12 protein-coding genes are annotated in these 12,061 nt (G+C 62.4%); 2 read left to right on the top strand and 10 right to left on the bottom strand.

What is annotated here, in order from left to right; genetic code table 11:
• The 7 genes from trbE to MRBLMC3_RS08095 all read right to left on the bottom strand — a co-directional run bounded on the left by trbE (position 1) and on the right by MRBLMC3_RS08095 (position 7,662).
• Entirely contained in the window at positions 1–2,451 is a 2,451-nt protein-coding gene (trbE, locus tag MRBLMC3_RS08065; protein ID WP_363827460.1) for a conjugal transfer protein TrbE, read from the bottom strand.
• The gene (locus MRBLMC3_RS08070) at positions 2,445–2,705 is read right to left on the bottom strand and encodes a VirB3 family type IV secretion system protein (RefSeq protein WP_363827462.1); all 261 of its coding nucleotides are present in this window, start codon (positions 2,703–2,705) and stop codon (positions 2,445–2,447) included. The genes trbE and MRBLMC3_RS08070 overlap by 7 nt, the downstream gene beginning before the upstream one ends.
• Positions 2,702–3,034, bottom strand: a complete 333-nt coding sequence (locus tag MRBLMC3_RS08075; RefSeq protein WP_363827465.1) for a TrbC/VirB2 family protein — start codon at positions 3,032–3,034, stop codon at positions 2,702–2,704. The genes MRBLMC3_RS08070 and MRBLMC3_RS08075 overlap by 4 nt, the downstream gene beginning before the upstream one ends.
• Positions 3,031–4,020 carry a P-type conjugative transfer ATPase TrbB gene (trbB, locus tag MRBLMC3_RS08080; protein WP_363827467.1) on the bottom strand — a complete coding sequence of 330 codons (990 nt, stop codon included), beginning with the start codon at positions 4,018–4,020 and terminating at the stop codon, positions 3,031–3,033. Before trbB ends, MRBLMC3_RS08075 begins: the two co-directional genes overlap by 4 nt.
• Entirely contained in the window at positions 4,017–4,433 is a 417-nt protein-coding gene (locus MRBLMC3_RS08085) for a CopG family transcriptional regulator (RefSeq protein WP_363827470.1), read from the bottom strand. Before MRBLMC3_RS08085 ends, trbB begins: the two co-directional genes overlap by 4 nt.
• Positions 4,430–6,451, bottom strand: a complete 2,022-nt coding sequence (locus tag MRBLMC3_RS08090; protein WP_363827472.1) for a conjugal transfer protein TraG — start codon at positions 6,449–6,451, stop codon at positions 4,430–4,432. Before MRBLMC3_RS08090 ends, MRBLMC3_RS08085 begins: the two co-directional genes overlap by 4 nt.
• 143 nt (positions 6,452–6,594) lie before the next feature.
• Positions 6,595–7,662 carry a HEPN domain-containing protein gene (locus MRBLMC3_RS08095; RefSeq protein WP_363827474.1) on the bottom strand — a complete coding sequence of 356 codons (1,068 nt, stop codon included), beginning with the start codon at positions 7,660–7,662 and terminating at the stop codon, positions 6,595–6,597.
• A 49-nt stretch (positions 7,663–7,711) separates the two neighbouring features.
• On the opposite strand from MRBLMC3_RS08095, the gene MRBLMC3_RS08100 reads away from it, so the two are divergent.
• Together MRBLMC3_RS08100 and MRBLMC3_RS08105 are read left to right on the top strand one after the other, a co-directional pair.
• A complete protein-coding gene (locus MRBLMC3_RS08100) occupies positions 7,712–7,981 on the top strand; it encodes a CopG family ribbon-helix-helix protein (protein WP_363827476.1) in 270 nt (89 codons plus the stop codon).
• A complete protein-coding gene (locus MRBLMC3_RS08105; protein ID WP_363827562.1) occupies positions 7,978–8,271 on the top strand; it encodes a type II toxin-antitoxin system RelE/ParE family toxin in 294 nt (97 codons plus the stop codon). Before MRBLMC3_RS08100 ends, MRBLMC3_RS08105 begins: the two co-directional genes overlap by 4 nt.
• 45 nt (positions 8,272–8,316) lie before the next feature.
• Here the strand turns inward: MRBLMC3_RS08105 and rlxS are convergent, their stop codons facing one another.
• The 3 genes from rlxS to MRBLMC3_RS08120 all read right to left on the bottom strand — a co-directional run bounded on the left by rlxS (position 8,317) and on the right by MRBLMC3_RS08120 (position 11,816).
• Positions 8,317–10,320, bottom strand: a complete 2,004-nt coding sequence (gene rlxS, locus MRBLMC3_RS08110; protein WP_363827479.1) for a relaxase/mobilization nuclease RlxS — start codon at positions 10,318–10,320, stop codon at positions 8,317–8,319.
• Positions 10,321–10,698: 378 nt separating this feature from the next.
• A complete protein-coding gene (locus MRBLMC3_RS08115) occupies positions 10,699–10,848 on the bottom strand; it encodes a hypothetical protein (protein ID WP_363827481.1) in 150 nt (49 codons plus the stop codon).
• 266 nt (positions 10,849–11,114) lie between these two features.
• Positions 11,115–11,816 (bottom strand): DNA methyltransferase, encoded by a 702-nt coding sequence (locus MRBLMC3_RS08120; RefSeq protein WP_363827483.1) that lies wholly within the window; start codon positions 11,814–11,816, stop codon positions 11,115–11,117.
• Positions 11,817–12,061 lie beyond the last annotated feature (245 nt).

Here is a 12,061-nt window from a genome sequence, read left to right on the forward strand (position 1 = left end):
TTAATTCTCCTTGGGCTGACGAAAGGAAGCCATGGGAAAGCGGGCGAGGTCATCGGCGGCAGGGCCGAGGCCGCAGCCCTCCAGCCAATGTTGCGCAAACTGGCCGGGGCCATGCTCGGCAAGAATCGCATCGATCCGGTTCTGGCTGTCCGGGTCCGATGCCCCGCATAGCGCGAGGGCTATCGGGCCCAGCCCGAGTTCAAACAGGCGATTGCCGCGTTGGGATTGCAGATAATAATGCCGCTTGGGCGTCGCCCGGCTGACAAGCTCGATCTGCCGCGCATTGAGGCCGAAACGCTCATAGGCGGTGCGGGATTGCGGTTCGATCGCCCGATCGTTGGGGAGGAGGATACGTTGCGGGCAGCTTTCGATGATGGCGGGCGCGATGCTGCTCTCGCTGATATCGGCCAAGCTCTGGGTGGCTAACAGCACCGACACATTTTTCTTACGCAGCGTCTTTAGCCATTCCCGGATGCGCGCGGCAAAGAGCGGATCATCGAACAGGCTCCAGGCCTCGTCGAGGATCATGAGGGTCGGACGCCCGTCGAAGCGCTGCTCGATCCGGTGGAACAAATAGGTCAGCACCGGGGCAACCAGCCCTTTGCGGCCCATCAGCGCTTCGGTCTCGAAACACTGGACATCGGCAAAGGCCAGTTTTTCGATCGCCGCATCGAGATAGGCGCCATGGCTGCCGTCCAGCAAATAGGGCGCGAGCGCCAGACGCAGGGCATTGGACTGGAAGAGAAGTGAAAGTCCGGTCAGGGTTCGCTGCTCAATGGGCGCGGATGCCAGATTCGAAAGCGCCGACCAGAGCGCGTCCTTGATCTCGGGCGTCACCAGCACCCGTTCCTGCACCAGCAACCCGCTCAACCATTCAGCGGCCCAGCTGCGCTCGCGCTCATCGTCGATGACACGCAGGGGCTGGAAGGAAAGCGGATCGCCCTCTTCCTCTCCGGTGCCGAGCGCATGATGGCTACCGCCCATCGCCAGGATGGCTGCGCGGGCGGATCGGCCCATGTCGAAATAGACGATACGCGACCCGCCATAGCGACGAAATTGCAGCGCGATGAAGGAAAGCAGCACCGACTTGCCCGACCCGGTCGGGCCAACGACCATCATATGCCCGACATCGCCGACATGGGTGGAGAGCCGAAACGGCGTCGATCCGCTTGTCCTGGCCTGGAGCAACACTGGCCCTGCAAGATGGCGATTATCCACCGGCCCGGCCCAGACGGCGGACAGCGGCATCAAATGCGCGAGATTGAGGCTATGAACCAGCGGCTGACGGACATTAGCATAGACCTGCCCGGGCAGGCTCGACAGCCAGGCCTCGATGGCGTTGACCGTTTCCCGGATGCAGCTGAATCCCAAGCCGTTGACGACCCGTTCGACCGCCCGCACCTTGACCTCGACCGCCGCCGCGTCGACATCCGACACGGTGATCGTCGTCGTCAGATAACCGAAGGCGACATGATCGCCGCCCAGCGCCTGCAAGGCGAGATCCGCGTCCACCACCTTGTTATCGGCATCGCTGTCGAGCAGCTGCGTGGGTTGGTTATACATGACCTCGCGCAACAGGGCCGTGATGGACTTGCGCTTGTTGAACCATTGGCGGCGGATCTTGGTGAGCACCCGGGTCGCATCGCTCTTGTCTAGCGCGATGAAGCGGGTGACCCAGCGATAGCCGAAATCCTGGTGGTTGAGCGCATCGAGCAGGCCTGGGTGACTCACATTGGGAAAGCCCAAGACCGTGATGGTGCGCAGATGCTCTTTGCCGAGGCGCGGTTCGAATCCGCCGACCAGCGACGTATCCGCCAACAGGGCATCGAGATAGATCGGCGTCTCGGGCACCACGATCGGATGACGCCGATCCGATATGGCGCTGTGGAGGAAGCTCAGTGTTCGGGCGTCATCGAGCGGAGCCACTTGCGGCATGAAGCCGGCGAAGAGGTCGATGATGCGTCCGGTCTCCGCCGCGAAACTTGTGAGCGCCTGCCGCCAATCCCGCCGCTTTTCCGCATCGGGCCGGTCGATCAGGTGTCGGCCCGCCGCATCGCTGCTGTCGGCGGGCGGGAGCCAGAGCAATGTGGCGTGATAGTGGCTTTCGAAATGCCGCCCCCGGCGTTCGAATTGCGCGCGCCGTTCTTCGTCGACGAGCCAGGATGCGGCATCATCGAAAGCGCCGGTCGGATAGCCGATGGCCTCGCGCCGCTCAGCTTCGAAAAAGAGCGCCCATCCCGATCCCAGGCGCCTCAGCACATTATTGGCACGGGCGCAGGCGGAAACCAGTTCAGCGTCCGTCGCGCTTTCCAGATCGGGACCGCGGAACCGGAATGTGCGCTGGAAGCTCCCATCCTTGTTGAGAATGATGCCGGGCGCGACGAGCGCCGCCCAAGGGAGATGATCGGCCAATCGATCGGCCCGGGATCGATATTCGGCGAGATTCAGCATGCCCAATATCCTTTCTGCCGGAGGTGACGGATGAGGACGGGCGCGAAATCAGGATCGCGCCGGGCGGCGATGACCGCGATGCTGTGACCGATCGCCCAGGCGGCGATCCCGATCAGCCATTGCTGGAGACCAAGACCAATGGCCGCCGCCAAGGTCCCGTTGACGATCGCAAGGCCCCGTGGCGCGCCGCCCAATAATATGGGCGAGGCCAGGCTCGCGTGGATCGGCACCTCGAAGCCTTCGATCGCGCTCATGCGACCAACGCCCCGCCGCCGAAACTGAAGAAGGAGAGGAAGAAGGACGAGGCCGCAAAGGCGATCGACAGGCCGAAGACGATCTGGATGAGCCGGCGGAATCCGCCCGAGGTCTCGCCAAAGGCAAGGGTCAGGCCGGTGGTAATGATGATGATCACCGCGACGATCTTGGCGACCGGCCCCTGGACGGACTCCAGCACCTGTTCCAAAGGCTGTTCCCAGGGCATGCCCGATCCGGCCGCCTGCGCGGTGGCGGCAGCGACGGTCAGACCGAATGCGATAGCGGCAGTTGCAGCATAGGAGCGACGGAATTTGGCGCTGATAATCATGGACATTCTCCTATTAAAGTTGTGGCAGTAAGCAGTTCGGTCAGCCGGTAGGCGCCCTGAGGATCGAGCCCCTCGACGCACGTGAGGCTGGTGAGCCGCCGGGCGGCACCGCGACCGGACAGAAATGCGATGAGGTCAATGCCCTCGGCGATCAGCGCGCGCGGAACGGTGGCAACGGCCTCCTGCACCAGGCTTTCGATCCGGCTGAGCGCGGACACCGCGCTATTGGCATGGACTGTCGCGATCCCGCCCGGATGCCCGGTGTTCCAGGCCTTCAGCATATCAAGGGCTTCCGGTCCCCGGACCTCGCCGACAATGATCCGGTCCGGTCGCAGGCGCAGAGTCGAGCGGACGAGATCCGTCATTGTCACCGAGCCGGCGCGCGTGCGCAGCGCCACGGTGTCGGCGGCCGGACTTTGCAGTTCGCGCGTATCCTCGATCAGGATCAGCCGTTCCTCGGTCGCCCCGATTTCCCCAAGCAGCGCGTTGGCGAGCGTCGTTTTCCCTGAGCTTGTGCCACCGGCCACCAATATATTGCACCGGTTGCGCACGGCCTGGCGCAGCAGGCCGGCGGCCTCTACGCTGATGATGCGGTCGCTGATATAGTCGGCGAGGCTATAGGGCCGCGATGCGGGCTTGCGGATCGAAAAGCAGGGACCCGGCGCGACCGGCGGGAGGATCGCTTCGAACCGCTCCCCTGCCCGTCTTTCGGCATGCGCGGGCAGCTCGGCGGAGAGGATCGGCGCGCCAGCATGGACTTCGGCCCGGACATGCGAAGCGACCAAGCGGATGATCCGCTCGATTTCCGCGGGTGGCAGATAGATATCTGTATCGACCCTGCCTTCACCCAATATATCGAGGCGCAGGGCGCCATCGGGATTGACCATGATCTCGATCACGCGCGGATCGCCCAGCGCGGCGGCAATCGCCGGCCCCATGGCGGTACGGAGCATGATCTTGCGCCGCTCGATGGCCGTGTCGGTCATGCGGCACCTCCATCCACGCCTGTCGGCGCGATTGTCCGCTTGCCGGTCGCGATCTGGCGGCCGACCTGCGCGATGAAGACCTCGAACCGTTCCCGTCCCTGGGCGCGGCCCGCGGCATCATTGTCCGCGAGCGGTGGCGTCACCATCAACTGATAGCGGATGAACAGCGCCAAGCTTTCGAGGAGGATGTCGATGTCCCGTCGCGCACCGGCCAGTTCCTTCGTCAGCTCGTTGAGCCGCATGCGAAGGGCTGCGTCGGCTTCGCTGATACCGCGATTGCGGATCCAGGCGCTGAGCGCATCGTTGACGAGCCGGCTCTTGTTGCCGGCGCGGCCCTTGGCGAGCGCCTCCAGCGCATCGCCGATCTCCCGGTCGATGTAGAGATTCTGGCGGATTTTGGGTGCGCGGTTCATAACCCCAGCACCCTCTCCTGATCGGACGCCACGTCGATGGCATGACCGCGAATGACAGGTGCCAATCGTTGCGCCTGTTCCATCGCGCGCTTGTCGGAAACCACGTCCTCGTCTTCCACGATCGACCGGTCAGGCTCAGCCTCTGAAATTTCCTTTTCCGACCGGCCATCCATCTCGATAGCAGGGTGGCGCTGTTGTTCCCTGCCGCCCTCGTCTGCGGGCACGTCAGTGGCTTCGCTCGCAACCTGGCCGCCTTGGGCGTAGCGTTGCTCCGCCCAGTCGTCCGTCCTTGGTTCCGGGCGGTCGACATAGCCTTTGTCGCTGAGCGCAGGCGGCGGCGCGACGCGCGCGGTAAAATTGCTGTCGGCATAATAACGCAATTTGCGCGCACGGATCGGGGGAAGACCGGCGGCCAGCACCAGTTCCTCATCGGCGGAAAGCTGCATGACCTCGCCGGGCGTCAGGAGCTGGCGCGCCGTTTCCTGGCGGCTGACCATGACATGGGCAAGCCAGGGCGCGAGCCGGTGGCCGGCATAGTTGCGCATGGCACGCTGCTCGGTGGCGGTGCCCAGCGCATCGGAAATCCGCTTGGCGGTCCGTTCGTCATTGGTGGCGAAGGCGATGCGGACATGGCAATTGTCCAGGATCGCATTATGCTCGCCATAGGCCTTCTCGATCTGGTTGAGGCTCTGGGCGATCAGGAAGGCGCGGATGCCGTAGCCTGCCATGAAAGCGAGGCTGGTTTCGAAGAAATCGAGCCGCCCCAGTGCCGGAAACTCGTCGAGCATCATCAGGAGCTGGTGCTGCTTGCCGCTAGCCGACGACTGATCGAGACGCTCGGTCAGTCTGCGGCCGATCTGGTTAAGGATAAGGCGGATCAACGGCTTGGCGCGGCTGATATCCGATGGCGGCACGACCAGATAGAGCGAACAGGGGCGCGCGCCGTCCATCAGGTCGGCTATCCGCCAGTCGCAGCGAGACGTGACCTTGCCCACGGTGGGATCGCGGTAAAGGCCGAGGAACGACATGGCGGTCGAGAGGACGCCCGATCGTTCATTCTCGCTCTTGTTGAGCAGTTCGCGCGCGGCGGATGCGACGACGGGATGGACCTGGGGCGCTTTGTCGGTCCCCAGATGGTTCGCGGTCATCATGCGGTGCAGGGTCGCGGCGAAGCTGCGCCTCGGATCGGACAGGAAGGTCGCGACATGCGCGAGGGTCTTTTCCTCCTCGGCATAGAGGATATGGAGGATCGCGCCGACCAGGAGCGAATGGCTCGTCTTCTCCCAATGGTTGCGGGTCGTGAGCGCCCCTTCCGGGTCAACCAGGATATCGGCGATATTCTGGACGTCGCGAACTTCATCAGCGCCGCGGCGCACTTCAAGCAGGGGATTATAGGCGGCCGAGCGCATATCGGTCGGATTGAACAGCAGGCAATGCGAGAAGCGCGACCGCCAGCCAGCTGTCAGGGTCCAGTTTTCCCCCTTGATGTCATGGATGACCGCGGACCCGGTCCATGAAAGCAGGGTCGGGACAACCAGGCCGACGCCCTTTCCGGACCGGGTCGGTGCAAAGGCCATGACATGTTCCGGGCCGTCATGGCGCACGTAGCGCTTTCCATGCAGGCCAAGCATGAAGCCCGTTTCGCTGTACAGCCCGGCACATTGCATATCTGCATAGGTAGCCCAGCGTGCCGAACCATAGGTGGTGACATGGCGCGATTGGCGTGCGCGCCACAGCGACCCGAAGATCGCAGCGCCGCAGCCCGCAAAGCCGCTGACCGCGGCCAGCGCCCCCGCCTTGTCGAAGACGATCGGCGCATAGGCGTCGAAATGATACCACCAGGCAAACAGCGCCCATGGGCGATAGACCGGGATAGTGCCGATCATGAACCAGGGAGACCCGAGCTGCGGCTGATAGGCCAGCATGGATGCGGCCCATTGCGTGGCGGCCCAGACGCCGGCGATGACAATGGCGAACACGACCAGAACCTGGCCGATCAGCAATTTGGTCGGTGTCACGAAAAGCTCCCGCTCGCCGGACAGGACCGGCTCGAGCGGGATCAGACTCCGTGAAAGCTCGTCAGAAGGACAGGGTGCAAATCGGGGCAGATCGGGGCAATTCGGACCCTATTGCTTTGTTCAATGGACTATCGCGCGCGCAATCAACCCTCGGCATTAACGCGCAGCTGCTCGATCCGTTCGCCTGCCGACAGATTGACGGCATCCCGCAAGGCATGGACGGATGCAGCGATCATTTTAAGGTCTTCAATGGTAATTTCATAACGTGTTGAATACCGCGCTTCAACGTATGCGCGTTTAAGCAGTTCGAAGTAACGCCGTTCAGTTTTCGTTTGACGCGGCCATGCTGGGATCAGCCGCTGATCGATGTCTTCAGAAAGCGATCGAAGGAATTTCACATTATGCGATCTAGGGAAATATAGTCTTCGGGTCAGAAGGAGAGTTATGTACGCTCTCTCAGCCGCTTGATGATATAGAAATGCTGCATCTTTATATTCGTCTTCATCGACTGCGAAAGCTGCAAGCTTTAACGCACTATCCGTCTTCCCCATCCAATCGGTAAAGTATGCAGACGCCATTTCCCAAGCATCAATTGGCGTGAGAGGTTGCGGAAGAGCAAGCGCGTTGCCGGGAAGATCGTACAGAATAATACCGTCCCGCGCGATATCCACCCAGAAATATTCGCCCCTGCGAAGACCCTGGTTCACCTCGTCCAGCGTGTGAACGATGATGTTGACTGGACGACGAACTTCTTCGTCGCGCAGGATCTTGTCCTCGGCGACATACCAATAGTCGGCAATATCGGTGAGATCAGAATGGCTGACGATGATCAGCAGATCGAAATCGGACTGGTATCCATTTTCAGGCTCATCCACCCAATCGGAGCGGGAATAGCTGCCGAACAGGATGATCTTCTGGATCTTGCCATTGCGCTTCCACGATTGGCTGGCCCGCGACGTTGCCTCGGCAAATTCTGCGTGCAGGATTTTCTGGACCCGATCCAGTTCGGTCCGCTGGATATCCGGCAGGTGATCAAGGTCCGTTTTCATGGACCGATTCTCGCGGGATTTTCCTTTCATGGCAAGCCCATATGGACCAGCATGCGCGTATTGGCCGCTTTTCGAATCCCCACCGGTAAACCCAATCAGCCAGGAGCGAAGCGGTAAGACAGAGCCGCCCCGGATAGCAGGTACCGCATTCTTCTTGCCCAATCGACCATTTTCGATTAATTTTTAATCATCTGGATTGGGAGTTATTCACATGGCAGCAGGGACCAGGGTTTTGACGGCCCATGTGCCAGAGGGCCTGGCCGACAAGGTCGATGCCCTGGCCGCACGCATCGAGCGTTCGCGGGGATGGATCATGAAGCAGGCCCTGGCGGCATGGATCGACCAGGAGGAAGAGCGGCATAAGATGACGCTCGAAGCCCTGGCCGATGTCGACGCTAGCCGGGTGATCGACCATCAGAGCATTCAGGCATGGGCGGACAGCCTTTCGACGGACAGCCCGCTACCGCCGCCGTCCGCATGAAGATCCAGTGGACCAGCAAAGCATCGTCGGATCTTTTGCGCCTGCATGAACATCTGCGCCCTGTTGCACCCGAGGCAGCCGCGCGTGTCGTGCAACAGCTTGCGCATGCTCCCAACCGTTTGATCGACTATCCGCGACTTGGCGAGAAGCTGGAGGCCTTTGAACCACGCGAGGTCCGGCGGATCATCGTAGGCCATTATGAGATGCGATATGAGATCGCGAACGGCACCCTCTTCATCCTGCGCCTCTGGCATTGCCGGGAGAACCGAAGCTTCGAAGCGGAGCACTGAACGGAAAGGCCGATGGGGCAACCGAGAAAATACCCATCACCAGTTTCAACTGATGCTCGGGCCGCTCCGCCCCCGCCCTACCGACCAGTTCACACCATCCTCCCGCATCTGCCCCGACACACCCTGGCCGATACGGCGTTCGAGCACCGGTCGCCAGGGTACGAGCGTGAAATCCCGCGAGCGTTCGAGGACGGCGAACCGTCCCGAGATCAGATCCACCCGCCGACGATAGACACCCTCCAGCCTCTCCCCTTCTGCCACCTCGCCAAAGGGAAGGTCAAGTTCGCGCGATAGCTGTCCCGCGACCCGCAGCAATTCCCGGCGCCGCAGTATGGCGAGCATATCCTTGCGATAGCGGATTTCCCTGTCCGTCTGCTCGGCCAAGCCCTCATCCATCAGCCACTGCCGACGTTGCACCAGCGCGGTAGAAGTTTCCCGACCAAATCCCGCCTCCCGCAGGAGCAATGGTTCGCTTGCGACCAGCGTCCGATCGAGCCAGGTCGCGGCATCGGCGGTCGCCAGTTCCCTGGCATGCACCGGCGAGAGCAGACTAATCTCGACCGGCTTGACCATCAGCTGCCGCCGTTCGAAGGCTTCTACCCGCTCCAGATGATCGGGTGCGATCGTCCAGCTGCCGTCGGCATCACGTTCGACCACTCCACCCTTTCTGCGCATGGCTTCCAGCCGGCGGACATGCGCCTCGACGAACGCTTCGCTGGCGGCCGGGTCATGCCGGAAATGAGCGTCGGCATCATAGCGTCCGCCATTGGTCCCAGCCACCGTCGCAATGGTGCGATCAACCTCGCGAACGACAGGTACCGATGGCCTGATTTCGACCACAGCGCCGGAGGCAAGACCGGCATCCTCACCTCTGACCTCCAGCCCCGTTCCATTCGCCGTGCCGATCGGCACATAATGGGTGCGCCCGTCGATCCCATCGATCAGCAGATAATGGCGGTCATCCATCTCGTCGGCGAGACCGCGCGTCAGCACGCGTCCAACGATCGGCTGAGCGCCCGGCGCAGCCGGATCATAAATGACACGATCGGCGCCCGCGCGATCGAGATTCAACCGCGTAAATTCGCGCTGCATGGTGCGGATGATATCGCCCCGCTCTCCCATGGTGCGGAGTACAGTTTCCAGATCGGGATCGAGCCGGTATCGGCCGGTCGGCAGCGGCTGTGCCAATCCCATGCGGGCGAGATGCGCCAGCCGGCCAGCCTGAAGATCATGGTCGAGCGGGTCGGCAGTTGCCGGCTTCACTATGGAATTTTCAGCGCCGTGCAGCAGCGCACGGTCGATGGATGTCAGCCGTTCCTGCGTGATTTCGCTCCGGCGGGAGAGGATGATCTCACGGTCAGTCCTTGGTCCCAAGTCCAGTTCGACCAGCTCGGCCGCGCGTTCGCGCAGACCCTGCCCGATATAGTCGCGGGCAATGATGAGATTATCTCCGCGCTCGTCGACGCCGCGCAACAGGATATGGCTGTGCGGACGCCCCGTGTTGAAATGATCGACCGCCACCCAGTCGAGCCGCGTGTTCAGATCCTCTTCCATCTGTGTCATCAGACGGCGAACCAGCGGCTTCAACTCCTCATAATGCTCGCCATCTTCGGGCGCGACGATGAAGCGGAATTGGTGGCGATCCTCGCTGCCACGGCTGAGAAATTCCTTCCCGTCCGCCCGGTCGTGCTCCGGCCCGTAAAGCGTGCTCCGTTCACCCGCCCGGTCAGTGCCGTCGCGCTGGAGATAACGCAGGTGCGCGGCGGCCCGCCCTGCCCCCTTTCCGGCAAGCCGGACGATGCGCGCTTTGACCACCACGCGGCGCTGCCGAAAAGCGCCATGCTGGTCGCGGCTGGCCAGCAGCCGGCCGACCCCGGCGCCGCGCCCGTTGCGGTGCCCGGAAAAGCCGACTTTGCCTTTGCCGCCTAAGCCAGCGCCACGCGCCAGATTGGCGGCGGCAATGACGCGCCCGGCATAGCGGCGCATCTTCGGCCCGCGCGATGCATGCTGGCGGCCGAGCCTCGGGGTGAATTCATCATCATCGGCCATCGCATTCATCCTGCGCTGGCCCCACTCGCACGCCACTTTGCTGCATCACTCCGCCGAAGGGAAGCGGTGCCACCAAAAAGCGCAGAAATCCGCCATTCCCACGGATAATGGCACTGCCCTGGCGACTCCATGCCCAACTGGCACCAAGAAAAAGGATGTGCAGACAAGAGGTTAAGCGGCCCATGGTGCCGTCACCTTTATCTTGCCTTACGCACCATCCCCCTCATTTCCGCCACCCCCACCAACCCCACATGTCAGCCAGCGCGATGGTGCCCTCTGTCACCATGACAGCCTGAGGCCGCTCCCAGAACTTCCTGCCGCGAACAAAAAAGCGCCCGAAACAGCGCTGCATCGACGCCGTTTCGAGCATGGCCTGTATCACCCGATCGTCTCCGAAAATGCCCTCGCGAGCCGGTCGCTTTCGGCCATCGCAGCCTGCAATTCCGCTTCGATCTGCTTCGCCTCACGGCGGCTCCAGCAGGCGCTGAGTTCAGCGCGCAGTTCCTCGATCTGCTGTTCAACCAACATACCAACCTCCATCATTTCTGCGAAATATGGAAAGCTCGCCCGGGGTGGAGCGGGCCGGGTCAAGGACCGCGAAGCAGCCGCGCCAGCGGCGATGGGGGTCACGATTTTTCGCGGCGGGAGCGCAGGCGGACGCCGCGAAAAATGGTGGGGCCCCGTCGTCCTTGAGGCGGCCCGTTCCGTCCCGGTATCATCGGACGACCTGAGCGGATTACCCTTTCCCCAACGCCCGTCCAGGGGCGCGTCCATGCCGGACGCGACCCTCTTTGCTACCAGGCGGCAAGCCCCATCCGACCGCTCGCGGTGCGAAAATGATCCGGATCCAGTTCGACGCCAAGAAAAGCGCGACCGCACAGGTGCGCCGCTTCCAGTGTCGATCCCGAACCGCAGAAGGGATCGAGCACGATATCGCCAGGATTGCTGAATGCCTCGATCAAGGGCGACAATATCTCGATCGGCTTCTCGGTCGGATGCCTCCGGTTGCCCGTATAGCGCGGCCAGTCGATCATATCGGCTATGGTTTGGGCCGGAAGGTTCGGACGCCCCTTCGCGAGCAGGAAAGCCTGCTCATGCTCGTAGCGCAGAAAGCGGGTCGATGAGGCATAATGTTTGCGGAAAACGATATGGCCGACCGGACGCAACCCGACGGAGCGCCATGCTTCGACGAACTTCTCCACCGCGCTCCAACCATAGAAACTGATGGCAAAGCGGCCCGATTTGAGCACGCGGGCGACCTCGGCAAAGGCCGGAACCAGCCAATCTTCATTATCGTCATTGACGACCCTGCGCCCGTCACGGGACCGATAATGACAGATATAGGGCGGGTCGGTCAGCACCAGATCGACCGCCCCATCGGGCAGCGATTTCAACCGCTGGCTGCAATCGCCATGGGCAATGCGGTTGCGCGGAACAGGCAGCGAATGTTGCCGATAATTGGCCGAACGGTCGCCTTCATCTGGCTTCGTTGACATGCTTTTCACTCCTGATGCGGGGTCGGCACCGCTATCGGCGCCTGACCCCTGCCTCGCGGTGAGCAGCGGGAGTGACGGGGGCAGCGGGAATCTGCCGGGGTGGTGCGGGCGCAGGCACAGCCGAGCCACGGCCCGGCCGATTGCCGTTGCGGGGGAAAGAGGGCAGCGTCCTCTTTCTCCTCCAGAACAAAAATCCTGCACCGACATCGCGGCATCCGGCATGGGAGAATTGAGCGTCAGCAGGC

Source organism: Sphingobium sp. LMC3-1-1.1 (assembly GCF_040676285.1).
In the GTDB taxonomy this organism is placed as follows: Bacteria; Pseudomonadota; Alphaproteobacteria; order Sphingomonadales; family Sphingomonadaceae; genus Sphingobium.